This is a genomic window from Flavobacterium sp. Sd200 (assembly GCF_009826935.1).
GTDB lineage: Bacteria > Bacteroidota > Bacteroidia > Flavobacteriales > Flavobacteriaceae > Flavobacterium.
The window spans coordinates 667074-693109 of the sequence record NZ_WUMN01000002.1 but is presented as its reverse complement, the minus strand read 5'-3'; the positions used below and the strand labels follow the sequence as shown (position 1 = coordinate 693109).

Here is a 26036-nt window from a genome sequence, read left to right as displayed (position 1 = left end):
GAACTTTTTGATTGCTTTCTTTAGGTACTGTCTTTGCAAGGAGGCCCGACGAAGCAATCTGTTAACCTTAATAGAGATTTTTCGACTTCGCTGCGCTACGTTCAAAATGGAACAACACTGTTAACCTGCAAGGTCTTTTTTTGACCTTGTAGGTTTAATTATCACTATAAAATTAGATTGCTTCGTCGTTCCAAAGACAGTGTATGAAAACAATCACCTTTTCGGCAAGGCTGCTACCTTAACCGAATACACAGGCAATTTGTTGTCTTCGTTACGGATAGCTACATAATACCATCCTCTATCCGGAACATCTATGGTAAAAACCTCGCCTGTTTTATGGCTTTTAACCGCTTCGGTAAACTGTGGTACAATTCCTCTTTCCGAAAACGAGTAAAAGTCGGCACTTGGGTTGCCATCAGTGTTGTATTCTTTTATCAGGTCTTTAAATGCTATTCCTGATTGATGTTTTTTAAATATCTGTTCTCTTTTTTCTTTAATTTCTTCCTCAGATAGTTTCTTTGCATCCATAAAAATATAGCCTACACAAAATTGGGCATCGGGGTGTATCCTTGTAATCTGCATTAATTTTCCGTTACTTTCTATAAGTTCCCGTTCCCTATGCCCTTTAAGGACCTCATAAAGAGGTTGTTTCTCGCATATTCCCAATATCTCGGTTTTGTTGTTTTTGAAATATTCTTTCGCCTCCTCCTGAGTCATAGGGGCAGACTGCGAAAAACCAAGCAGCGGCAGGAGAACAAATAATAGTAAGTATTTCATTTTTTTATATTTAAGACTTGTGTAAAAATAAGTTTTTTGCAACAAATGCCAATTCGGTACAATACCAAGCGCAATTCGCAACCGTTTGCGTTTGCAGTTCTCCTGAAATCTCATTACAAAATTTTTCCGTTTCATGTAAAATTAGAAACTTTAACATGAGGTTAAAATGCTGTAAAACAAAATGATACATGTTGTTTAAAAATGTTTGTCAACATTTTTTTAGCTAATTATTAACAAAAAAAGCTATATTTGCCTTTCAACAATTTTTAAACAAACGCCAAAACAACTTATGAAAACTTTTTCGGAAATTAATTTTAAAGATAAAAAAGCAGTTATTCGTGTAGATTTCAATGTTCCACTGGACGAAAACTTTAACGTAACTGATGCCAACAGGATCGAGGCTGCTAAACCAACTATCGATAAAATTCTGAAAGACGGCGGAAGCGTTATCCTAATGAGCCACCTTGGACGTCCAAAAGGTAAAGAGGAAAAATATTCACTTAAGCACATTGTTGCAAAAGTGAGCGAATTGCTTGGCGTTGCCGTTAAGTTTGTTGAAGACAGTATTGGCGAAGAAGTTGAGAAAGCGGCTGCCGACCTTAAAGCAGGCGAAGTATTGCTTTTAGAAAACCTTCGTTTTTATAAAGAAGAAGAAGCAGGAGATGAGGCTTTTGCCGAAAAACTGGCTAAACTGGGCGATGTTTATGTTAACGATGCCTTTGGTACGGCACACCGTGCACATGCCTCTACTACAATTATTGCAAAATTTTTCCCTGAAGATAAAGTTTTTGGCGAGCTTCTTGCTAAGGAGATCGATAGCTTAGATAAAGTTCTTAAAAATAGCGAGAAACCGGTAACGGCTGTTTTGGGTGGTAGTAAAGTATCGTCTAAAATTACAGTTATCGAAAATATTCTTGATAAAGTAGATAACCTTATCCTTGGTGGCGGTATGACGTTTACGTTTGCTAAAGCCCAAGGCGGCAAAGTGGGTAACTCTATTTGCGAGGATGATAAACTTGACCTTGCTCTTGACATACTTAAAAAAGCGGAAGCCAACAATGTTAAGGTTTACATTCCTGTAGATGTTGTGGCTGCCGATGGTTTTAAAAACGACGCAAACACTCAGGTGGTTGATGTTAAGGCTATTCCTGACGGATGGGAAGGTCTTGACGCAGGTCCAAAATCGTTAGAGATATTTAAGGATGTTATATTAAACTCTAAAACCATTCTTTGGAATGGCCCTCTTGGAGTTTTTGAAATGGAAACGTTTGCTAAAGGCACTATTGCCCTTGGCGAATATATAGCCGAAGCTACAGATAAAGGCGCTTTCTCTCTTGTGGGTGGTGGCGACAGTGTGGCTGCGGTAAAACAATTTGGCCTTGAGCCAAAAATGAGCTATGTATCTACCGGAGGTGGTGCTATGCTGGAAATGCTTGAAGGAAAAACACTGCCCGGTATTGCTGCAATACAGGAGGCGTAGTGTTAAAGTTTACAATACATTACAATTTTTAAAGTTATACGTAACATTGTTGCTTTGCAATACGTTATAATTTAAGGAGTAAATTATGAATAAAAAAAGAACATTGTCATTTATTGCCGCATTGGTCTCTGTTGCCGGGTTTGCACAGGACAGCCTGCAGGCCGATGCTGCTATCGTAAAGCCGGAAGTTAAATTATCGTTCCTTGATTCTATAAAGTCTACGTTTGTACACCATGAAGAGATGGCCTGTATAGACAGTCTTTGGATGGAGGAAATGGCCAATACAGACCTGTTTGAAAATATGCAGGACGACCTTAAAAGGATCAATCCTGATGAAGATGTTGACTTTAGCCTTAGTACTGAATTGCTTAAAGAAAGGCTTGCCGCGCTTGATGCAAAGTCGCCTTTCAATATTGAGTACAGCAAAGGTTTGGAGAACATCATAAAATCATACCTTAAAAACAGGCCAAGGTCTTACGAAAGGTTAATGGCAATTTCAGAATATTATTTCCCAATGTTCGAAGAGCATCTTGCCAAGTATAACGTTCCTTTAGAAATTAAATACCTTGCCGTAATTGAGTCGGCACTAAACCCAAGAGCCAAATCAAGGGTAGGTGCTACAGGTCTATGGCAGTTTATGTACCCAACAGGCAAGCAATACAACCTTGAGGTTAACAGCTATGTAGACGAAAGGAGCGACCCTCTTAAAGCTACCGAGGCTGCATGCCAGTATCTTACAAGCCTTTATAATATTTTTGGCGACTGGGATTTGGTTTTAGCATCATACAACGCGGGTCCGGGTAATGTTACTAAAGCAATACGCCGTTCAGGAACTTACAGGAACTACTGGAATATCCGTAAAAACCTGCCTAAGGAAACACAAGCCTATAACCCAACGTTCCTGGCTACGATGTATATTTATGAATATGCAAAGGAGCACGGCATACAGGGTAAAAAAGCTCCGTTGACTTATTTTGAGACTGATACTATTATGGTTAAGCGCCAAATGTCGTTCAGGCAGCTGGCAAGTGTTTTAGATGTTCCGGTTAAACAGCTTCAGTTCCTTAACCCTATTTACAAGCTTGATGTTATTCCGTACACAAAAGACAAGGCACATTATCTTAGGCTGCCTAAAAACAAAATAGCATTGTTTACAAGCAACGAAAAGGGTATTTATGCTTACATTGATTATGAAGACAGCAAACGCGAAAGGCCAAACTTTAGCGTAACACCAAATAGGAGAGAGGCTATAGCTTCTAACTACACTAAGCCTTCATATAAAAAGAATACAAGTGTTGCCACTAAAACACAAACACACCTTGTAAAGCGTGGTGATAACTTGGGTGAGATTGCAGGTAAATATGGTGTTAGTATTGCTGATCTTAGAAAGTGGAATAAAATTAAGGGCAACAATATCATGGCAGGGCAAAAAATAAAGATCGTTAAAACTACTACGGTTAAAGTACCTGTTATTGATGATGAACCCGAAGAGGCAATTGCTGCTAACGATGCTAAACAACCTGAATCTAAAACAGGGGCTCAGTCTAAGCAGGATGCTTTAGCTTTTGCTGAGGCAGGAGATTGCGATGACAATGCTGCTGACAGTAAGCCTGCAATTGCATCGGCAGTAAAACGCCAGCGCACTACAACCTATGAGGAAGCAAGGCTTTATATTGTTCAAAAAGGCGACTCACTATTTAGCATTGCCAGGAAACACCCTGGTGTTACGGTAGAGAACCTAAAAAAATGGAACGAAATTAAAGGCGAGAGCATACAGCCCGGAATGAAACTGAAAGTGGGCGACGTAAACTAATAATGTTTTATACTTATCCTATAATGAAAAGGGTGCAGCAAATAATGGCTTTGGTGGCAATTGTTTGTTGCACCCTTTGCTGTAGCAATAAAGACGATGTAGCATCATCTGAAGGGGAAATAAACGAGATTTCCATAATCATTAGTGATGTGCTTTGGAATGGCGAGGTGGGCGACAGCCTGCGAAAAAAACTTGCCGCCCCGGTAGACGGCCTCACAATGGAAGAGCCTATTTTTACGATAAACCAATATCATAGCCAGTCTTTTGGAGGAAGCCTCAAACGTGGGCGCAATATTATTTTTGTAGAAAAAGGCGAAGAAAAAGACTTCGATTTTAAACAGGATAGAACCTGCGCACCTCAAAATACTTTTACAATTAGTGGTAAAAATACTGCTGAACTGTTGCAGATAATACAAATGCATGCAGATGAAATAATCAGGACCATAAGGCAAACTGAAATTGCAGTAAACCAATACCGCAATGAAAAGGCGGGGCTTATGGACGATTCTAAGTTCAGGCAAAAATATGGTATATCTATAAAAATGCCTTTGGCCTATAATGCGGTTTTAAAGGACGATAATTTTATATGGCTAAAAAAGGAGATTCCGGGAGGCAACACCAATATGCTGCTTTACCGCGTTCCTTTTGCAACAGTAGAGCACAACAAGGATATTATAAATAATATCATTAAAATGCGCGATTCTATAGGTATTAAATATATTCATGGCAAAGACCCGGACACCTATATGGTTACCGAGGAAGCCTATTCGCCTTATGTATTCATGACCAGTTTTAAAGAAAAGCATGCTTTTGAAATGCGTGGCAACTGGGAAATGAAGAATGATTTTATGAATGGCCCATTTGTAAATTATGCCATTCGCGACGATAAGAACAAATACTACTTAATAATTGAGGGTTTTATTTACAGCCCATCATCTCCAAAGCGCGATCTTATTGTAGAGCTTGAATCTATAATCAAGTCGGTTAAATTTATATGATAGAATTCCAAATAAAGCCTTTTAACGGGCTTTCTGTGCCAGAACTATACAGAGTGTTGCAATTGCGAAGCGATGTGTTTATAGTAGAGCAAAATTGCCCTTACCCCGATGTTGACGGTAAGGATGAAAAAGCTCTGCACCTTCTTGGTGTTTTTGAAGGCACCATTGTAGCCTATGCACGTCTTTTTGCCCCGGGATATTATTTTGATAATGCTTCTATTGGCCGTGTGGTGATAGATGCATATTATCGTGACCGCAAATGGGGACACGATCTTCTAAAGGCTGCTATTGCCGGCATCAAAGAGAACTATGGTCAGGATGCCATTACCATATCGGCTCAACTATACCTCAAAAAGTTTTATGAAAGCCATGGTTTTATACAGGATGGTGAAGGATATCTTGAAGATGATATTCCGCACATAAGGATGCATAAAGGTTAATAACCTAATGCTGTACTATTATTCCAGTTCTTTAATAGCGTCTTTGTCTATCCAACCCACACTATCGTCTTCAAGTACAACTTTTTTCCAGCCACCTTTGGTATCATTTACATTTACCTTTGTGCCTTCGTGCAGAATAAATACATCTTTTGCCTTTTCGTTAGGATCGGCTTTTAGAGCAACAACCTCGGCAAAAACAATGGCCGGGTGTTCGTTAGATTTTTTAGAACGCACAAATACAGCGGCAAGTATGCTAAAAACAATGCCCAGTATAGCCACGAACATACCTGTAAAGAAGATTCGTTTAATAGCAGTGCTTTCAGCCAGGTAATAGCCTAGGAACAACACCAGGCAAAACCCGGAAAAACTTACTGCAACCCATGCCCAACTGTCATAATGATATTTTCCGGTAAGGCTGTATAATGCTTTAGAAACCCCTGTTCGTGGCGTTGGCTTAATGTCGTCTATTACCAGTTTATGAGCTAAGGCAAGGTTTTCTTCGGTTTCTGTATGACGTGGGTTTAGTTGGAGGGCTTTTTCATAATTGTAAATTGCAGGTGCAACTTTTTCCTGTTTATAATAAGCATTTCCCAGGTTAAAATACACCTCTTCCGATTCTTCTCCTCCTTTTAAAAGCCCCTCATACTGCTTTGCCGCACCCGCAAAATCGCCTTTACGGTACAGCTCGTTGCCTTTTATAAAAGACTGCGCAAATACCGCCTGCGATAAAAATAATATTATATATGCTATGTTCTTCATTCCTTCCAAATATAAGTAACCTGCAAGGTTTTAAAAACCTTGTAGGTTTAATTCTTTTTACTTTATTACCTACAAGGTTTTTAAAACCTTGCAGGAATCAAATCTAAACATTTCATTCACAAAGCTTTTTAGCAATAAGGTTTAAATTTGCTTGGACAACGCTGTTATAACACTAACCGCATTATCATAATCCTGTTGCATTGCCACGCCCGATGACGGCGCATATCGGGCAAATTCACAGCTGTCCATTATAACACTGAACTCATTAACGGTTTCAGGTTTTGCGTTTCGTTCCAGCAACAATTCCTGAATGTTTTCCCTGCTAAGTTCAGATGTTTCTATGCTTAGCCTTGCTTTAAGGAAATTGTGCAATGCTTTTTCCAGTGCCAAATAGAACGGTTCTTTGTTGCCCAGCTGTTTTTTGGCATCGCCAAGATATTTACGTGCAAGCTTATTGTTCTGGCGCATTTTTACACCTGCAACGTCGCTGTCATAAGCATCTTTTTTCCTTTTAAGAAGTACTACAACAGGCATGAGCACAAACGGAGCGAACAACAACACATAGAACAGTCCTGATCCAAAGAAATCATCCCTTCCAATAGGCCTAAGGGTTGTTTCCGGATATATAGGGTTAAACTGTGCATTGCCATCAGGCCTTTGCTTAGACGAAGCTACAGCATCCGGCTCTCTGTTTCCACCCGGCACACTAAGCACATCGACCATGATTTCTTTAGATGTAACCGTCTTATATTTACCGGTACTAAGATCGAACCACGAAAAAGATAATGGTTTTATAGGATACTTACCTTTTTTATTAGGCACGATGGTATAAACATCTGTAATGCTTCCGGTCATTCCCGTAAGCGGTGTCTTCACATTCTCTTTATGTTCCGGATCATACATTTCAAAAGCCGATGGTACTTCAGGCTTAGGCAATGTAAACAGCTTGAGGTTGCCTTTACCCGATACAGTTACGGTTAACTGCATCGATTCACCATCTTTAAGGGTGGTTTTGCTAGGTGTAACTTTAAAATCGAAATCGCCCACGGCTCCTGTAAACGAGTCAGGTTTTCCTGCTTCGGGCAGTGGCTTTACATTAATGTATTTTTTACCTGTGGTTGCGGTTGTTTTGGCTTCCTCCATTTCGGGTCTTCCAAACATATCGCGCCTGCCTGTAAAGACCTCGGTGTTGAGTTCCACTACCAAAGGCTCGAGTACCAGCCTGCCGCTTTTTTGCGGATACAGCACCGTTTTGCGAAGCACAACATAACGATAGGGTTCTCCTTTATAAGTGCCCTGTTCCACTTTCATGTTTTGGCCGTCTATTGCTTCGATCTGACTCCAAAAATCATTATACTGCGGACTCTCCTTTTCAAAAAAGTTAGTGACACTGCTTTTGGTGCTCACATATAATTTGTAAACCACATTAACCGGTTGATTTACATAAGGATTTGTATTGGCAATTTCTGCAACAAGGTGTATACCCTCGCCCGGTTTTTGAGCCAACTGCTGATCCTGTTGTTGCTGTTGTTGCCTTTGGTAAGGATTGTACGGATAATAAGATGGCTGTTGTTGCGGGTTAGGATTGGCCACAGCCTCGCCCACCACAATTTTAAACGGACTGGTTTTGTACGTCTTTCCGCCTATTTCTATGGTTCCCTGACCAATGGTAAACGTTCCTTTAGCTTTTGGCGTCAGTACATAAGTATAGATTTTATTAAAGCTACGCACCCCGTTTACCCACGAGTTGCTTATCATTTGCCCGGGCCCCGAAGCGGTGAATCCCTCAAACGACGGCGGATTGAAATTATCGCCGTCCTGGTTCATGCTAAACTCTACACGAACGCGCTCATTAACGCCAATTTTGTTGCGGCTGGGCGTAGCCTTAAACTCCACAGGAGCCTGTTGTGCAAACAGCCCCTGTAGTGATAGCATTAAAAAAACTATTAAAATATATTTTCTCATTATTTTTAGTAATCCGGTTTAGCCACGACCCGAGCAATAGCGAACTGGCGAAGCAATTTCACTAATTACACGAAACAATCTGCACCTTATCGTAAATTAATTTGTGAAAATTCGTGCAATTAGTGGCTTAATAACTTACCAGTCTTTTTCCTGTCTTTTTGGCTGTCCTTTTACCTTTTTGGCATTAAGTTTATCCTGAACCTTTTTCTCTTCGTTGTTCATTGCATCGAGCATGTTTTCCATGCGTTGTTTGCTTGGGCTGGCGTTTTGAGGCTGGGGTTGTCCCTGGTCTTTTTTGTCTTTGCCCTCTCCCTGATCTTTATCTTTCTGGTCGCCTTTGTCCTTGTCTTTATCTTTTTGGTCGCCCTTATTTTTGTCCTTATCCTTATCGTCGCCTTTATCTTTCTTATCCTTGTCTTTGTCTTCAGGCTTTTGGTTCTTGTCGTCCTTTTTGTCTTTGTTCTTGTCTTTATCCTTGTCCTTATTGTCGTCTTTTTTAGGCGGTGGCGGCGGATTGTTCTTTAGCATCTCTTTTGCAAGGGCATAATTGTAGCGCGTTTGCTCATCTGTAGGGTCGTTTCGAAGCGCATTTTTATAGGCTTCAACCGCTGCCTGATAGTTTTTTTGCGACATATAAACATTGCCCATGTTGTGGTAGGCAAGATGTTTTTGCGGTTTGTCTTTAGCTACTTCTATAGCTTTGCTGTAAGCATACAGTGCTTCGCCCGGTTTTTTTTCTTTATAAATGGCATTGCCAAGATTATAAGTAGCTACGGCTTTAGTAGCATCTTTACTGTTACTTATGCGATAATTAGCTTCGGCATCGGCATACTCTTTGTTGGCAAACTGCTTGTTGCCCAACGGCAGGTTTTGGTCTTTTTCGGGTTTCTTTTCCTGCGAAAAAGCCAGTGCGGCACACAGCATAAGGCTATATGTAAGTACTTTTTTCATTATTCTTTTTCGTTAAACAGGTTCAGCTTTTTAATCCAGCGTGTTTTGCGTTCCAAAAGGAAAATATCAAGGAACAACAGTATAAATGCCGCTCCTAAAAACCATTGAAACTGGGTTTCATACAACGCTACCTCTTTCGATTCAAACTCGGTTTTCTCTATATTTTGCAGTGCGTTCTTTACATAATCTGTAATTTCTTTGGTGCTGCCGCCATATACGTAGCCGCCTTTAGTTGCTGTTGCTATAGTTTTAAGTGCATCAGGATACAGTTTTGTAGTAACCGTTTCGCCCTGCATATCTTTTTTATAGCCTGTAATGCGGCCGTTGCCGTCGCGTAATGGTATAGGCCCACCTTTCTCGGTACCCACCCCTATGGTAATAATTTTTATTCCTTTCTTCCTTGCCTCGTTTGCGGCTTCCTGGCTACCCTCGCCATGGTCCTCACCATCTGATACCAATATAAGCAACTTGCTCGTTTTAGGGTTATCATAAAACGTTTCGGCAAGCTGTAGAGCATCGGTAATGGCGGTTCCCTGAGACGATACCATATCAGTATTCATGCTTTGCAGGAACATCTTAGCAACACTGTAATCTGTTGTAATAGGCAAAACCGGGTAAGCACTTCCGGCATAGCCAATAATACCTATCCTGTCGCTGCCAAGGCTGTTTATAATTTGCGATACTATCTGCTTGCTTTTTGTAAGCCTGCTGGGCTGTACGTCTTCGGCAAGCATACTTTTACTAACGTCTATTGCAAAAACAATATCTACACCTTCGCGTTTAACGGTTTCGGTCTTAGTGCCAATTTTTGGACCAACCAATGCGATAATAACACTGGTTAAAGCTAATAACAGGGCAATTAGCTTTAAAGTCGATTTAAATGTAGAACGCTCCGGGCTAAGTTTTTTTACCAGCTCGGGGTTTCCAAATTCGCGCTGTTTTTTGCGTTTCCAATACAGGTTGTAAAGGAAAATAAGCACGATCACCGGAATGATGAACAGCAGGTATAAATATTTTGATTCGTCTAACTCGTAATCCATAACTATATAAAGCTTCTGTAAAGTGTTTTGCGCAATACCGCTTCGGCAAGCAGCAACCCAAAGGCTGCCCATACCCAAGGGCGGTATTTTTCGTCATAATTGTAAAACCTTTGCTCTTCTATCTCCGTAGTTTCCAGCTTGTTTATCTGCTCGTAAATTTCTTTTAGCTTGCTGTTACTGGTAGCACGAAAATAGGTGCCATCAGTTTTTTTAGCAATCTCTTTCATAAGATCCTGATCTATTTTTACATCCATCATTTGGTAAACCCATTTGCCTGTAACGGGGTCTTTGCCAATAGGGAATTCTGCCCTCCCGTTCGTTCCAATTCCTATAGTATATACTTTAATACCATATTCTTTAGCCATGTCGGCGCCCATGCGCGGGTCTATAAAGCCAGAGTTATTAACCCCATCGGTAAGTAAAATAATAACCTTGCTTTTAGCTTTGCTGTCTTTTAAACGGTTTACGGCTGTTGCAAGACCAACACCAATGCCGGTACCGTCCTGCAGCACTCCATCGTCATATCTAACCGATGCTATGGCCTGTTTTACCAATTCTTTATCGCTCGTTACCGGAGTTTTAGTGTAAGCCTCTCCTGCATACACCACAAGGCCTATGCGGTCGTTAGGGCGGTTGTCTACAAAGTCGGCAGCCACATTTTTAAGAGCCTCAAGGCGGTTGGGCTTAAGGTCGCGTGCAAGCATAGAGCCGGATACGTCCATTGCCATTACTATATCTATACCAAAGGTTGAGTTTATCTTGCTGCTAACATCTACCGTTCTTGGCCTGGCCAAAGCTACTATCATGAAGCTAAGTGCCAAAAGGCGAAAGGCAAAAAGTACCGGCTTTAGCTTTGCCAAAACAGATGGTGCTGCCTTAAAGCCGTTAAGGGTACTGATAGTTAGTTTGGCCGACTGGTTTTTGCGTTGCCAGATATACCATGCTATTGTTACCGGAATGACGGTAAAAAGCCAAAAGAAACCCGGATGCAAAAAAGTTACTTCTTTCATAATTATTGCTGGTTCAGGGTTCTAAGTTCTATCGAATTTTTAATGCGTTCCAATATCTGTGTGCCATACTCATCGCCTTCTCTAAACTGTACCATTACCTGTTGCAGGCCGCCCTGCTGTTTAAACACATACAGCTCATAGTAAGCGCGAACAGGAGCTTTGGTAATAGGGTCGGGCAGGGTCATGTTGCCATAAGAGCGCATGCCGCTAATACCTTTTTCGGTGGCAAAGTCTTCTGTTTTAAGCAATATGTTAGATGCCCCACGCGATTCCCATAGCTTACTGGCGCCTTCAAGTACCTCATTAAGGTCTACATTGGTTTCCTTTTTATAGCTAAGGGTCGATACTTCAATGTAAAAGTTCTCGGTTAAAGATCCATAGGCAAATGTGCTCATTTCTTTAATAAGCGCCATGGTTTCTTTCGGCACGCTTGCCTCAACATTCATTCGCTTAAGCACACGTGGAGTTTCGAGCGTAACACCTGGATCGCCATATTCGCTGCGCACCCATTCGCCGTCTAACAGCTCTTTAGTGTTATGCCCTAAATAATTATCCCTCAAATAGTTCAGTCCAAAAGTAGCCCCAAGAACAATTAGCAATACAATGCCTGCGGCCACAGAAGACCATATAATGGTACGCCTGCGTTTTTGTTCTTTCTTTTTGCGCTGGGCTTCCAGCCAAAGCTGTGTGTGTGTATCGTCTTCCGGGGTTTCTTCCGGAATACTGCGGTCTATAACCACTATGGTTTTCTCTATGCGGTTGCGGTCCTGGGCAATTTCAAAGTCGAGTGGTTTGCTTTTCGCGAATTTTACCATGTCGGCAGTTCGCAATACACTTTCAAGCTCTTCAAAAGTATCCTGTCTAAGTGTCATTTTGCGACGCATAACAGCACTACGCATGGCTTCAATAAGCTCGCTTGTAGTACTCTCTTTTGCCGGAATATGTATGGCCTCTTCTATGTAGTTTCGGGCAATATCGGCCATTTCGCTATAATATTCCTTGACCTCTCCACGCTGCAAAAGTTCTTTTCTTTCAAGATCCTGTAGTTGTTCTGTAGCAATTTCTATAGGCGATTTGAGTACAACAGGCTCTGCTTTAACAACAGGTTTTCTGTATTTTTTAAAATACCACCAAACCCCAGTGCCAATAGCTGCCAGTACCAATACAATTGCAAGTAAATACCACCAAAAACTATTGTCGCTTTTTGCCTCAACAATGGGTTTGATGTCAAAAAGCTTTTGCTTGAGGGTGTCTACCTTGATGTTGTTGACTTGCAGAACAAGCGAATCTGTTTGCAGGGTCTTGTTATTGATAACAACAGGCAAACGCGGAATTACATAACGACCCGAATCGAACTGTGTAAGCCCGTATTTTTTTACCAGCTCATATATAGCCCCTTTGCGAATGGTATCTACCGGAAAAGAGTTGATAACCTCCAGTTGGCCAAAGTTCTTACCTTCCGGAAAGCTAACCTTATGGGCAGTGTCTACCGTGGCGGTAAGCGTAAGCTTTGCCTGGCTGCCTATTTTTATTTTGGTGCTGTCTATACTGGTTTTTAACGGCTTTTGCTGCCCAAAGGCAGTAACAGCGACTAAAAAAAACAGTATGGCATATAGTTTTTTGGTGATCATTATTTAGTTATAATTTACAACTATTTATTTCTGTTTGAATTTCGTCAACACTGTTGACGAAATTCAAAATTTATTAAGCCCTGGCCTTAAAATAGCCCAACAGTTTTGTTACATACGATTCGTCTACACGGGTGCTAAGCGACCCCGCACCGCACCGACTAAAGGTTTCCCTAAAATATTTTACACGCTCCTGATAGTATTTTTCATACTGAATCCTCACGCTTTTAGAGCCTGTATTAACCAACATAGTTTCTCCCGTTTCGGCATCGGCCATATTTACAAGGCCAATATTAGGCATGGTTTCTTCGCGTGGATCATAAACACGCACCCCTGTAATATCGTGTTTTTTGGCGGCAATTTTTAGTGTATGTTCAAAGTCACCTCCCATAAAATCAGAGATGAGGAATACTATAGCCCTTTTTTTAATTACACCAGATATAAACTTTAGCGGCACGCTAATGTCGGTCTTTTTGCTTTGCGGCTCAAATTCTACCAGCTCGCGGATAATGCGCAGTACATGTGATTTCCCTTTTTTAGGCGGAATGTAAAGCTCTACCTGGTCTGAAAAAAGCACAAGCCCTATCTTATCGTTATTTTGAGTAGCAGAAAATGCCATGGTAGCTGCAATTTCGGTCACAATATCTTTCTTAAAAGAGTTTTGTGTACCAAAGCTTTCGCTGCCGCTAATGTCTACCATAAGCATCATGGTAAGCTCTCGCTCTTCTTCAAACACTTTTATGTAAGGTTCGTTGTAGCGCGCCGTAACGTTCCAGTCTATGGCACGAACATCGTCTCCAAACTGATACTGGCGCACCTCGCTAAAGGTCATACCCCGACCCTTAAACGACGAATGATATTCTCCCGAAAAGATATGATTGCTCAGCCTTTTGGTTTTTATCTCTATTTTACGAACCTTTTTTAATATCTCTTTTGTATCCATAAATTTTTGTTTAAAGTTTAAGGTTTAAAGTTATTGCCAGTTCGTTCGTTGTCTGGCCGTGCTCAGGTTTACGTACAGAACGTGAAACCTGAAACTTTAAACTTGAAACAAATATTAAGGAACTTCTATCTCGTTAACGATCTTGTTAATAATGTCTATAGATGTTATGTTCTCTGCTTCTGCTTCGTAAGTAATGCCAATACGGTGGCGCAATACGTCGTGCACAACAGCGCGAACATCTTCAGGAATTACATAACCCCTGCGCTTAATAAATGCATAACATTTTGCAGCAGTGGCAAGGTTGATGCTACCCCTTGGCGATGAACCAAAACTGATTAGCGGTTTAAGTTTTTCCAGTTTATATTTTTCAGGATAACGTGTTGCGAAGATGATATCAAGAATATATTTCTCGATCTTCTCATCCATATATACTTCACGAACTGCTTGCTGTGCCCTTAATATCTGGTCTATAGATACAATTTGGTTTACCTTTTCGAAAGCACCTTTCAGGTTGGCACGAATTACAAGGCGTTCGTCTTCCATTTTAGGATAGTCGATAACAGCTTTAAGCATAAAACGGTCTACCTGAGCTTCCGGTAGCGGGTAAGTACCTTCCTGTTCAACCGGGTTCATGGTTGCCATTACAAGAAACGGTTTTTCCAGTTTAAATGTTTCTTCGCCAATAGTTACCTGTTTTTCCTGCATCGCTTCAAGCAGAGCTGACTGTACTTTTGCAGGAGCCCTGTTTATCTCATCGGCCAGAACGAAGTTGGCAAATATTGGTCCCTTTTTAATAGTAAACTCGTTTTGCTTAACGTTGTATATCATGGTACCCACAACGTCTGCCGGAAGAAGGTCCGGAGTAAACTGTATACGGCTAAAGCTGCCGTGCACCGCCTGAGATAAGGTGTTGATAGCGAGTGTTTTTGCCAGTCCGGGTACGCCTTCAAGCAAGATGTGCCCCTGACCCAAAAGCCCAATAAGCAAACGCTCTATCATGTATTTCTGACCAACAATAACTTTGTTTATCTCCATTACAAGAAGATCGACAAAGGCACTCTCTCTTTCTATTTTTTCATTTATAGCCCTTATATCTAAAGCGGCGGTGTTATCTTCCATAGTATATAAAATTTTTGGAGTGTGAATTTAATAAGCTTTTTTTACAATGCAAATTCATTGCCGAAAAAATTGACTTTTCTGTTAATGTGTTGTTAATAAAGTGATTTGTTTTCTAATTTGTTGCCTTACACTATCTTCTGTTGTCAAATTTAAACTGTTTTTTAATGTTTACGTTTACAGAAATGGCTGCTTTAGAACGAAACTATTTAAAATAAAGTATTAAAGTGTTAATTTTTTAATATGCCGGCAACCTTAAATCAATACTATTTTCTGCGATTTATGCAGTTTGCAGCCGTCTTAATTGTTAAAATCTCTAAATACTCGGGATAAAATCATTTGTTATTTTATTATTAAAAAATGTTAAATTAGTTTATAAAACGCATTGAAAAAAGCGATAAATTGACGCATTCAAAACAATATGCTAAAATTGTCTGTAGTAAGGCTTTGTAGTTGTTTGAATCAGCGGAATCCCTATGAAAAAATTAGTATCCATATTTGTGTTTCTGTTTAGTGTCGCGGCTTTTGCGCAACACCTGCATTGTGGTACTGATGATTTGCATCGCACAAGACTTGCTACAGATAGGGACTATGCTCAAAGGGTGCACGATTTTGATACTTACAGTCTGCAACAGCGCATGCAAAGCGGCAGCGAAATATACCGGATTCCGGTAGTGGTACACATTATGCACAAGGGAGAGGCTTTAGGAACAGGTACTAACCTGAGTGATGATGCTGTTAGGGCGGCTATTAAAAACCTGAACGAACGTTTCCGTAAAGTGCCGGGGACACCGGGCGATGGCAGCGGAGTAGATACGGGGATTGAATTTGTACTTGCCGTGCGAACACCCGATGATAAATGTACCAATGGTATTAACCGTATAGACATGACCGGGTACTTAAGCTATATGGAAAGCGGAGTTTTTTATAACAACGCCGGTTTGGCAGCTTACAGATTGAAAGATATCTCTAAATGGGATCAGAATAATTATTATAATATTTGGATCGTATCTGAATTTGACGGTGGCGATGCCTCAATAAGCGGCTATGCATCTTATCCCGGCAGCACAAGCGACGGGGCCGTTATAAAGGCATCTGAGTTTATAGATCCTTTGGCAAAAACAAATGTGCACCAAATGGCACATGCGTTGTATTTATACCATACTTATGAAGGCGACAGTGATGGAGAGACCTGTCCGTTGCCCGATGGTTGTGGCTCCGGCCTTGGCGATTGCTGTGCAGATACACCACCACACAAACGCACTTTGGGCGATTGCTTTGGCGTAACGCCCCCAAACACCTGCGACAACAGCAGTACAGATGACAGTTTTGTAAAGAACTACATGGGCTTTAACAGCGGCGAATGTGCTAATAGCTTTACTCAAAATCAAAAAGACAGGATGCGCATGGCAATAGCCTTTTTTAGAAGCAGCTTTTTGCCCATAAACGGAAACCTCAGCCTTGTTTCGCCATTGGCTCCGGTTGCTGATTTTGAAATTGCATCGGGTGCGGTGGTTTGTGCTGCCGGAGAACTTGTTAGCCTGATAGACAAGACCAGTTGCATACCCAATACATTTTTAGCCGACAGCAGTTGTCCTGACGTATCTTTTGCATGGAGAATTACCAACGGTACTGATGTTTATGATTTTACCTCTCAAAATCCGGTGTGCACGATCAGTACACCCGGAATCTATAGCGTTAGGCTTACGGTTACCAGCCGTTTCGGTGTTACATCAGTAACAAAGCGCGATGCTTTTGTGGTTGCCGAACCTGTGGTTGCAGCCTGCACACCACGGTCTGACTATATAATTTATGGTATGATAGAAAATGTGACTCTCAATACCATTAACAGGTCTACAAACAGAACAGGGCCTTACACCAACTTTAGCTGTACAGACAATACTTTATTGTATGCCGGAGGTACCTACAACCTATCTGTTACCATGAATGCGAACCACGGCACTTTTAACGGTAGCTATGAAGCTTACATAGATTATAACAATAACGGTATTTTTGAAAATGCAGAGCTGGTAATGAGTGGCACCTCGGTGCATTCAGAGGCAGTAGTACACACCCAGGATATTATTATACCTGCCGATGCGGTGCAAAACACCATGCTTGCCATGAGGGTGGCAGGCGCCATAAACCAAATAACAGATGCCAACAGAAGCTGTACTACTCCATACTATTTTGGCGATATAGAAGACTATGGGGTTTACATATCAAGTACCCTAAGTGCCGAAGAGCTCTTGGCTAAAAATCAAATTATCCTGTCTCCCAATCCGGCAACAAATTCTTTTGTGCTTAATTCTGATGTTGAAATAGAAACAGTTACATTATATAACATAATGGGGCAAAAGGTTTGTTATAAACAGCTTAACAGCGCTCAATCTGTAATAGATGTATCACAGTTAAGTGCCGGGGCCTATATGGTTCATGCCACGGCATCGGGCAAAACATCTGTGCTGAAATTAATTAAGAATTAGTTTTTTACAACTCAAAAAAACATATTTTAAATATATGCGTGCATAAAATTTTATTTTTAGTAAAAAGTGTTTGTTTATAATGGTTTTGATTTATTTTTATGGCGTAGAATCTGAAATCTAAGATCATAAATCTGAAATAGTAAAAATGAAAACAGTACTTATAACAGGTGCAACAAGCGGTATAGGAAGGGCAACGGCACGTTTTTTAGCTAAAAATAAATTCAGGCTTATTATATGCGGAAGACGCGAAGACCGTCTTGCCGAATTACAGGACGAATTTAGTGCGCTTACTGCCGTGCATACTCTTAATTTTGATGTGCGCAAGCGTAAGGATGTAGCCAAGAGTATAGCCTCATTGCCGCCTGACTTTGCCAATATAGATGTACTGATAAATAATGCCGGAAATGCACACGGTCTTGATCCTATAGAAAATGGCGATTATGAAGACTGGGATGCTATGATAGACATTAACATCAAAGGTTTGCTTTATGTTAGTAAAGAAGTAATACCGGGAATGATAGAACGCCGCAGCGGACATATTATAAACATTGGTTCTATTGCAGGTAAAGAGGTGTATAGCAATGGTAACGTATACTGTGCTACTAAACATGCTGTGGATGCTATAAACCAGGGAATGCGCATGGATTTAAACCAGTACGGAATTAGAGTTGGGGCCATAAATCCCGGTATGGTTGATACTGAGTTTAGCGAGGTGCGTTTTAAAGGCGACCGCGAGCGTGCTGAAAGCGTATATAAAGGCTTTGAGCCGCTTAAAGCCGAAGATATAGCCGATATCATTACATTTGTAATTACACGACCGTATCATGTTAATATTGCCGATCTTTTAGTGCTTCCTACCGCTCAGGCGAGTGCAACGATTGTAAATAAAACAATATAATAGAGTAATCTTATACAATTAACCTATAACAAAGATATAATCTGGTGGAAGACGCGATTAATAACAAAGTACTTATTTCTAAAAACTATCTAACAATTGGATTGTTGATTTTAATAGGTGTACTCATGATAACTGTTTTAAGCTATTCTGTGCTTGATACAAAGAGTTATAACAGTAGTGAAAAGTATAATATTGATATTACTCGAAAGGCATATGTTGAGGGAACACGAGAAACATTTATTACCGAAAATGCCAATATCAATGGTGCTATGATTGCTTTAGGGATTATTATGGGTGCCTCAATAATTAGTATTGCTATACTAAACCAAAGGAATCCCGAATAGCGTGCGTTTTTTAGGTAATACTGACGCATTAAGATTAAAAGGCAGGGTATAAACAATTGCGGTAATTACATTTTGTAATTACCGCAATTGTTATATATAGATCCGATTACTCAATAACCATCTCAGGTATTTCACCTTCAATAATAAGGTTGCCTTCGGTTGCTTTAATAATATCGTCAACGGTTACTCCCGGGGCACGTTCCAGCAGTTTAAAACCTTCGGGTACTATTTCTAAAACTGCCAGCTCGGTTACAATTTTTTTAACGCAGCCCACGCCTGTCAGTGGCAGTGTACAGCGTTTTAGCAATTTGCTTTCGCCTGCTTTGTTTACGTGCATCATGGCAACTATTATATTCTCGGCGCTTGCCACAAGATCCATAGCGCCACCCATGCCTTTAACCATCTTTCCGGGGATTTTCCAGTTGGCAATGTCACCATTTTCTGCCACTTCCATGGCTCCCAAAATAGTCAGGTCTACGTGCTGCCCGCGTATCATTCCAAAACTCGTTGCAGAGTCAAAAAACGATGCTCCCGGCAGCGTAGTAATGGTTTGCTTACCTGCGTTTATAATGTCAGCATCTTCCTCTCCCTCAAACGGAAAAGGCCCCATGCCCAAAACGCCGTTCTCACTCTGAAAATCTACGTTTATATCGTTGCGCACATAGTTGGCTACAAGAGTGGGTATGCCTATACCTAAATTTACAAAGTAGCCGTCTTTAACTTCCTTTGCTATTCTTTTCGCTATTGCTATTTTATCTAATGCCATTTGTTAATTTTTAAATTTAAAAATGTATCAATGTAACAATTGCCAAATGTTACTTTACACTTCTGCTTGAACTTAAAATCTTATAAATTATAAGACCGATTTCATTTATTTTTGTTTTCAGATTTTGATTGAAAGGAAAGAGTCCGACATTTCACACAACAAAAGCCAGTATTTGGTTTCTTCGACTTCCTTGGCTGCAATTTTCATTTTATGAATAAAATCTGCTCTGCTTTCAGCATTCTGTGCTTCATGAACATTTGCGCCAATGCTGGTTCCTGATTTTAGAAGTTGCTTAGCAATAACAAACTTGCGATTATATTCAAGAAGCTCACAAAATGTAATGATCTCTAAAGCAAAATCAATTGTCTTTATAACTATAATATTTTCCTTCTGCACATTAAAATTGTTACATTAAAAAATTTTCACATTATAGTATTGTCCTCACCGTTCTCTGTTCTATACGTTTTTCATATTTTTCTCCCTGAAAAATACGCTTTACAAATATCCCGGGAATGTGTATCTGGTTAGGGTCAAGTTCTCCGGCAGGCACAAGTTCTTCTACTTCGGCAATAGTAATTTTAGCAGCTCCGGCCATACAGGCATTAAAGTTTTTTGCGGTTCCTTTAAAAATAAGGTTGCCGGCTTCGTCACCTTTCCAGGCCTTAACAATGGCAAAGTCGGCTTTATAGGCTTCTTCCATAATGTGCATTTTGCCATTAAACTCACGGGCTTCTTTGCCTTCGGCTACTTCGGTGCCATAACCTGCAGGCGTATAAAAAGCAGGAATACCCGCCTGTGCTGCACGGCATTTTTCGGCAAGTGTGCCTTGTGGTGTAAGCTCAACCTCCAGTTCGCCGCTAAGCATCTGGCGTTCAAACTCAGCATTTTCGCCTACGTAAGACGATATCATTTTCCTGATCTGTTTTTTTTGCAGCAGTAAACCCAACCCGAAGTTGTCTACCCCGGCATTGTTAGAAATACACGTAAGGTTGGTTACTCCTTTTTTTACCAGCTGTGCAATGCTGTTTTCAGGGATGCCGCACAGGCCAAAACCTCCCAGCATAATAGTTACATCATCGGTAATATCTTTAAGCGCTTCTTCTACGCTTTTAACTTTTTTATTAATCATACAATTTATTTTAAATTGAGATATAAATATATAAAAAAAGAGCTTCAATCGAAGCTCTTTTTTATGAATTATAATCCAAACTCGTCGCCAATATCTAAACTGTCAACAGCTGTAGTATCTTTTACAGGTGGTTTCCAGCAGTCTACTTTTATAGAAAGGTTTGCCGGACGCTCAAAAGGTTTCTCAGAAACCTTAAACACCATGTTGTCATCGTCATATATCTTGCGCATATATATACCCCATATAGGCAGGGCCATTGTAGCACCCTGACCATAAATAAGGCTCTTAAAGTGTGCCGATCGGTCTTCGTTACCTACCCATATTCCTGTGGCAAGGTTGGGAACCATACCCACAAACCATCCGTCAGATTGGTTTTGGGTTGTACCTGTTTTACCGGCTATTGGGTTTATAATTTTATATGGATAACCTGTCATGCGGTTGTAGCCTGTTCCGCCTGCACCGCCCCATTTAAGGCGCGCACCCGATCCTGTTTCGGTAACACCCTCAAGCAGTTTTACCACCGCATAGGCAATGTCTTTATTAACTACCTCATGTGTTTCCGGCGTGGTTTGATACAGCACTACACCATTTTTATCTTCTATTTTAGTAATAACAGTTGGCTTTACATACATGCCCTGATTGGCAAAAGTACTGTAGGCTGCTACCATATCGCTCACCGTAATTTCTACTGCTCCAAGAGCAATGGCTGGCTGTTCCGGAATTTTAGACGACACTCCCAGTTTCTTGGTCATATCTACCACGGCTTTTGGACCTACACGGTCTATAAGCTTAGCCGATACTGTGTTAATAGAGTAGGCAAGTGCCTGTTTAAGTGTAACCATGCCTCTAAACTGCCCGTTAGAGTTTTGCGGATGCCAGTCGGCATCTATGCCATATTTTCCTTTAGGCATGCTGAAAGCAGAGTCTAATATAGAATCACATGGCGAGTAGTGCAGCTGTTCTATAGCAGTTGCATACACAAACGGCTTAAAGGTAGAACCTACCTGCCTTGCACCCTGCGCTACGTGGTCATACTGAAAGTGCTTGTAGTTTATACCGCCCACCCAAGCCTTTACGTGTCCGGTTTGAGGTTCCATACTCATAAGGCCCGATTGCAGGAAATGCTTGTAATAACGGATAGAGTCTAACGGGGTCATGAGCGTATCGCGCTCACCACGCCATGTAAACACCGTCATTTTTGCTTTTTTGCTGAATGATGCTATTATTTGGTCTTCGGTAAACTCTTTGGCTTTCATTATCCTCCAGCGTTCAGAGTTGCGCATAGCCCTGTCTAATATCCTCTTAGTTTCTGCATCAGATATATTGATAAAAGGCGCATTGGTATTCTTTTTTTGCTGGATGAAGAATTCTTCCTGAAGGTTGGCAAGGTGCGCATCTACAGCTTCTTCGGCATACATTTGCATGCGCGAGTCTATAGTGGTATATATCTTAAGCCCGTCGGTATAAATGTCATACTCGCTGCCGTCTTCCTTAAGGTTCTCCTTAACCCATTTTTTCATGAACTCCCTAAGATATTCTCTAAAATAGGTAGCCATACCCTCTTTGTGGCTTTCGGGCGAATAACGAAGCTCTATAGGCTTTGCAGCCAGGGTTTCTTTTTTTTCTTCGGTTAAAAAACCGTTCTTAACCATTTGGTACAACACCGTGTTGCGCCTGTTCATAGACGCTTTAGGGAACGTTTTTGGGTTAAGGTAATACGGGTTTTTAAGCATGCCAACAAACACTGCTGCTTCGGCAATAGTTAGGTCTTTAGGCTCTTTATTAAAGTATATTTTTGATGCCGAACGTATTCCAACCGCATTGTTTACAAAGTCTACGGTGTTTAGGTACATGGCAATGATCTCTTCTTTGGTGTACTGGCGTTCAAGGCGTGTGGCAATGATCCATTCTTTACCTTTTTGTACTATACGCATTAAAAGGTTTTTAGAGCCCTCGCCATGAAAAAGGTTTTTTGCCAGCTGTTGTGTTATGGTACTTGCACCACCGCTGCTGCCCAGGCTTAAAACAGCCCTTAGAGTACCACGGCCATCTATGCCTGAGTGATCGTAAAAACGTTCATCTTCGGTAGCCACCAAAGCATCTACAAGATGTTTGGGCAGGTCGGCATATTTTACGGGTGTGCGGTTGTCAAGGTAAAATTTACCTATGGTTTGCCCGTCAGAAGAAATGATCTCGGTTGCCACATTAGAGTTTGGGTTCTCTAATTGGTCAAACGTAGGCATTGCGCCAAAAACGCCCCATGAGGCCAACAGAAAAAATAGTACGATGCATAAAAAACCTATTCCAAATACCTTCCAAAACGTTTTTATGTAGCGCGAATAATTTTCTGCGGGGTTGCTATTCTTTTTTACTGCCATAATATTTTTTGATCTATTCTGTTGATTCTATCCTGAAACCCACTTCGGTAACGCCTTCCAGTTCCTGTACTCCGGGTACCTGACCTGCCTGCCTAACGGCCTGCTGTATTTTTACAGTATAGTTGCCCACTTTAGGGAAACGTACTTTTTCTTTATACCAAAGCTTACTTTCTTTAATATCGCTAAAGCCTTTGCCCATAAGCGTGCCGTCCGGGTTAGCCATTTGGTATTCCAGTGTGTCTACCTTTACAATCTTGCTTGCAGGCTCCTCCATTTGAACAATAAGATATATATTGCTGTAAGGAAAACTATTGTTATTGCGCATGGTAACAAAAAGATCGTATTTAGATACTGTATCTTTTTGGGCAAATGTAAAAGACACAATGCTGTCTTTATCCCAACTGCCATTCAGTTCTTTATACTCATCAAAAACCCTTGCCTTATCGCAGGAGCAAAATAAAAACAGCAGCCCAAGGGCTAAAAAGCTACTTTTTATCATTTGAATCTTTCTTGTTGTTAGGTCCCTGGTTCCTGCCCCTGTTTCGGTTATTTCTGTTGCCGCCTTTATTGTTGTTAGGGTTGTTACCGTTGTTTGGTCTGTTGTTGTTGCCACCGTTTGCCGGAGCGTTGTTGCTGCCTGCAGATGCCGAACCATTATTGGCAGGTACAATTATGTTAGATGCAGTAGCCTCTGCCGGTTTTTTCTTTTTGTTGTTGTTCGGCTTTCTTTTTTTGTTTTTTGGTGCATCAAAACGAGTAAGGCTGTCCTGCCCTACCGCATTTTGAAAGTTCTTTTCAGGCTCGGTAGCAGCTACTTCTACGGCATAATCCTCTAACGCCGATATTTTTTCTTTTTGCTTGTTTATAGCTACCATTTCTTTAACCTGATCGGCAGCAATAACATGCCAGTGTGCCATGTCGTTAAGGTAGGCAAACCACATAAGGCCTTTAAAAATATCTACTTTTTGGCAAACAGCGTCGCCTTTTTCTGTATACAATTTGGTATCCATATCTGGCATGCCTTTAAGAGCATCCAAATAAGTGTCCAATTCATAGTTAAGACAGCATTTAAGTTTGCCGCACTGCCCTGCAAGTTTTTGCGGGTTTAGCGACAGTTGCTGGTAGCGTGCGGCAGACGTGTTTACACTTCTAAAGTCGGTTAGCCAGGTGCTGCAACATAGTTCTCGGCCGCAAGACCCTATACCTCCAAGGCGGGCTGCCTCCTGGCGGAAACCAACCTGCTTCATTTCGATCCTGATGCTGAACTCGCGCGCAAAATCTTTAATAAGCTGGCGGAAATCTACCCTGTCATTAGCCGTATAGTAGAACGTGGCCTTAGAAGCATCGCCCTGAAATTCAATATCTGATATTTTCATTTCAAGGTTAAGCTTAATGGCAATTTCACGTGCCACAACTTTCATTGGCTCTTCTTTAGCACGGCATTCGCTCCAAATGTCTATATCTTTTTGCGATGCCTTGCGGTATATTTTAGGTACTTCACCGTTGGGTTTAGCGCCTTTTTTCTTCATTTGAATCTTTACCAGTTCGCCAGTAAGGGTAACAATACCAATGTCGTGCCCCGGTGCCGCTTCTGTAGCTACAATGTCTCCAATGCTAAGGGTTAGTTTCTCTGCATTGCGGTAAAATTCTTTCCTGCCGTTTTTAAAACGCACCTCTACACAGTCAAAAGGTTCCTGTCCGCCCGGAAGCGACATGTTGGAAAGCCAGTCGAAAACAGTTAGTTTGTTGCAGCTATCGGTGCCGCAGGTGCCATTATTTTTACATCCTCTCGGGGTACCACTTTTAGATCCCGTAGAACAGCTTGTACATGCCATAGTGTTTTGTTGTATATGATAGATCGTGGCTGTGCCACTACGATTCGTGTTTATTAAAACGTATTTGGGGGTAAAGATAGTATTTTTTTATGGGAATGCGGTAAACGCTAAACTATACATGCCGTTTGCCGTAAAAAACACTCAGGGTTTAAATAGTAGGTTTAATATGCTTTTGCTAATTTATATCTACAGAGTAGTTTAGCATGTTGCGGTTGGTGTCGTCTAAGCTTTTACGTGATTTTAAAGCATTTTTAAGCAGCGTGTTATTCCAGTTGCTGCGCTTTCGCCATGATTCAAAATCTTCGGTGCGCCAGTCAAAATCTTCTTTCCACGAAAATTTTGGTGATACGTAAAAATAAGTATAGGGTATAAGGAACGAACTGTCGTTAGAGGTTTTTATTTTAAATGACTGCTCTTCGTTGCGCATTACCGATTGCGGATACAGCATGGTAATTTTACGCTTTTCTGCCTCCTCTTTCATAGCACTGCTTACGCACACATAGTCGTTCTCAATAGTTTTAAGGCTAAACTGGTCGTAAACGGTATCGCCAATTTTGTCTATAGGCCTAAGCTGAATAATGTCTATGGCATAGTTGCCGTAAACTTTAAAAAAATCTTGCAGCTCATAAAAGTTGTCTTTGTTAAACGTATAGTTTATACGTATCCTTAAATGTGGCGTAAGCTTTTTTTGCTCAGTTAAAGCCTCCATTATGGAATGGAATTTTTCAAACGAAGCTTTGTCCATCAAATCTTCATAGGTAGCTTTGTGCACTCCGTGAAGTGATAGTATAATTTCGTTCAGTCCGGCATTGGCAAAAGAGGATATATCTTTTTCGTCTAAAAGATTGCCGTTTGTAATCATGCTTATGTAGGGCACTTTGTGCTCTTTGGCCAGTTCTATAAGTTTGGTGTTGTGTTTAAACAGGGTAGGCTCTGCGCCGCAGCCAATTTGAAGTTTAAGGGCATTTTTAAAAATGGCTTTTGCTAAAGGCTCAAGGTCGTCTTCTTTAAACATGCCTTTCATGTTCTTACGAACAAAATCAGGGTCGCTAAAGTAGCACATTTTACAACGAAGGTTGCACGCCAGTACAGGATCCATTTGTATAGATACATACCTTTTATTAAGCACAGACAATGCCCAAAGCCCCAAAAACTTTATGCGGAGGCTTTTAATGTACTGGTTAATCTTTAATATTTTGTATATATCCATGTGGTGCAATTTATATATTTTTTGCGATATATTTTGCTACCATCAATAAAGATAACTTGGGTAACGATTG

General features: G+C 40.9%; 23 protein-coding genes. 7 read left to right on the top strand and 16 right to left on the bottom strand.

Annotated elements, in window-relative coordinates; all coding sequences use genetic code 11:
• Positions 1-213: 213 nt before the first annotated feature.
• Positions 214-777: a peptidylprolyl isomerase gene (locus GR160_RS09200; protein WP_160749566.1), complete on the bottom strand. Its 564-nt coding sequence runs from the start codon at positions 775-777 to the stop codon at positions 214-216.
• A gap of 289 nt (positions 778-1066) precedes the next feature.
• On the opposite strand from GR160_RS09200, the gene pgk reads away from it, so the two are divergent.
• From pgk to GR160_RS09180, 4 genes are all read left to right on the top strand, one after another.
• Entirely contained in the window at positions 1067-2257 is a 1191-nt protein-coding gene (gene pgk / locus GR160_RS09195) for a phosphoglycerate kinase (protein ID WP_160749565.1), read from the top strand.
• 85 nt (positions 2258-2342) lie between these two features.
• Positions 2343-4070, top strand: a complete 1728-nt coding sequence (locus tag GR160_RS09190) for a lytic transglycosylase domain-containing protein (RefSeq protein ID WP_160749564.1) — start codon at positions 2343-2345, stop codon at positions 4068-4070.
• Positions 4071-4093: 23 nt separating this feature from the next.
• Entirely contained in the window at positions 4094-5068 is a 975-nt protein-coding gene (locus tag GR160_RS09185; protein ID WP_237421194.1) for a DUF4837 family protein, read from the top strand.
• Positions 5065-5508 carry a GNAT family N-acetyltransferase gene (locus tag GR160_RS09180; RefSeq protein ID WP_160749562.1) on the top strand — a complete coding sequence of 148 codons (444 nt, stop codon included), beginning with the start codon at positions 5065-5067 and terminating at the stop codon, positions 5506-5508. The genes GR160_RS09185 and GR160_RS09180 overlap by 4 nt, the downstream gene beginning before the upstream one ends.
• A gap of 18 nt (positions 5509-5526) precedes the next feature.
• Here the strand turns inward: GR160_RS09180 and GR160_RS09175 are convergent, their stop codons facing one another.
• The 8 genes from GR160_RS09175 to GR160_RS09140 form a co-directional block, all read right to left on the bottom strand.
• Positions 5527-6267: a tetratricopeptide repeat protein gene (locus GR160_RS09175; protein WP_160749561.1), complete on the bottom strand. Its 741-nt coding sequence runs from the start codon at positions 6265-6267 to the stop codon at positions 5527-5529.
• 141 nt (positions 6268-6408) lie between these two features.
• Positions 6409-8232: a BatD family protein gene (locus GR160_RS09170; RefSeq protein ID WP_160749560.1), complete on the bottom strand. Its 1824-nt coding sequence runs from the start codon at positions 8230-8232 to the stop codon at positions 6409-6411.
• A 135-nt stretch (positions 8233-8367) separates the two neighbouring features.
• On the bottom strand, positions 8368-9183 hold the full coding sequence (locus GR160_RS09165) for a tetratricopeptide repeat protein (RefSeq protein WP_160749559.1): 816 nt from the start codon (positions 9181-9183) through the stop codon (positions 8368-8370).
• Complete coding sequence (locus tag GR160_RS09160; RefSeq protein WP_160749558.1) at positions 9183-10223, bottom strand: VWA domain-containing protein; 1041 nt, start codon at positions 10221-10223, stop codon at positions 9183-9185. Before GR160_RS09160 ends, GR160_RS09165 begins: the two co-directional genes overlap by 1 nt.
• A 2-nt stretch (positions 10224-10225) precedes the next feature.
• The gene (locus GR160_RS09155; protein ID WP_160749557.1) at positions 10226-11233 is read right to left on the bottom strand and encodes a VWA domain-containing protein; all 1008 of its coding nucleotides are present in this window, start codon (positions 11231-11233) and stop codon (positions 10226-10228) included.
• A gap of 2 nt (positions 11234-11235) precedes the next feature.
• Positions 11236-12864: a DUF4381 domain-containing protein gene (locus tag GR160_RS09150; RefSeq protein WP_160749556.1), complete on the bottom strand. Its 1629-nt coding sequence runs from the start codon at positions 12862-12864 to the stop codon at positions 11236-11238.
• A 73-nt stretch (positions 12865-12937) separates the two neighbouring features.
• Entirely contained in the window at positions 12938-13804 is an 867-nt protein-coding gene (locus GR160_RS09145) for a DUF58 domain-containing protein (RefSeq protein WP_160749555.1), read from the bottom strand.
• A 114-nt stretch (positions 13805-13918) separates the two neighbouring features.
• A complete protein-coding gene (locus GR160_RS09140; protein ID WP_160749554.1) occupies positions 13919-14923 on the bottom strand; it encodes a MoxR family ATPase in 1005 nt (334 codons plus the stop codon).
• Positions 14924-15396: 473 nt separating this feature from the next.
• On the opposite strand from GR160_RS09140, the gene GR160_RS09135 reads away from it, so the two are divergent.
• The 3 genes from GR160_RS09135 (at position 15397) to GR160_RS09125 (ending at position 18648) form a co-directional block, all read left to right on the top strand.
• A complete protein-coding gene (locus GR160_RS09135; RefSeq protein ID WP_160749553.1) occupies positions 15397-17406 on the top strand; it encodes a M43 family zinc metalloprotease in 2010 nt (669 codons plus the stop codon).
• A gap of 145 nt (positions 17407-17551) precedes the next feature.
• On the top strand, positions 17552-18304 hold the full coding sequence (locus tag GR160_RS09130; RefSeq protein WP_160749552.1) for an SDR family NAD(P)-dependent oxidoreductase: 753 nt from the start codon (positions 17552-17554) through the stop codon (positions 18302-18304).
• Positions 18305-18348: 44 nt separating this feature from the next.
• Complete coding sequence (locus GR160_RS09125; RefSeq protein WP_160749551.1) at positions 18349-18648, top strand: hypothetical protein; 300 nt, start codon at positions 18349-18351, stop codon at positions 18646-18648.
• A gap of 106 nt (positions 18649-18754) precedes the next feature.
• Here the strand turns inward: GR160_RS09125 and GR160_RS09120 are convergent, their stop codons facing one another.
• The 7 genes from GR160_RS09120 to GR160_RS09090 all read right to left on the bottom strand — a co-directional run bounded on the left by GR160_RS09120 (position 18755) and on the right by GR160_RS09090 (position 25966).
• Entirely contained in the window at positions 18755-19414 is a 660-nt protein-coding gene (locus tag GR160_RS09120) for a 3-oxoacid CoA-transferase subunit B (RefSeq protein ID WP_160749550.1), read from the bottom strand.
• Between the two features lie 117 nt (positions 19415-19531).
• A complete protein-coding gene (locus GR160_RS09115) occupies positions 19532-19810 on the bottom strand; it encodes a four helix bundle protein (RefSeq protein WP_370519210.1) in 279 nt (92 codons plus the stop codon).
• Positions 19811-19841: 31 nt separating this feature from the next.
• Entirely contained in the window at positions 19842-20543 is a 702-nt protein-coding gene (locus tag GR160_RS09110) for a CoA transferase subunit A (RefSeq protein ID WP_160749549.1), read from the bottom strand.
• A gap of 68 nt (positions 20544-20611) precedes the next feature.
• Positions 20612-22921, bottom strand: coding sequence for a penicillin-binding protein 1A (locus tag GR160_RS09105; RefSeq protein ID WP_160749548.1), 2310 nt, complete (start codon positions 22919-22921; stop codon positions 20612-20614).
• 13 nt (positions 22922-22934) lie between these two features.
• A complete protein-coding gene (locus GR160_RS09100; protein WP_160749547.1) occupies positions 22935-23420 on the bottom strand; it encodes a gliding motility lipoprotein GldH in 486 nt (161 codons plus the stop codon).
• On the bottom strand, positions 23407-24756 hold the full coding sequence (locus GR160_RS09095; protein WP_160749546.1) for a regulatory iron-sulfur-containing complex subunit RicT: 1350 nt from the start codon (positions 24754-24756) through the stop codon (positions 23407-23409). The genes GR160_RS09100 and GR160_RS09095 overlap by 14 nt, the downstream gene beginning before the upstream one ends.
• Before the next feature lie 175 nt (positions 24757-24931).
• The gene (locus GR160_RS09090) at positions 24932-25966 is read right to left on the bottom strand and encodes a radical SAM protein (protein WP_160749545.1); all 1035 of its coding nucleotides are present in this window, start codon (positions 25964-25966) and stop codon (positions 24932-24934) included.
• Between the last annotated feature and the right edge of the window lie 70 nt (positions 25967-26036).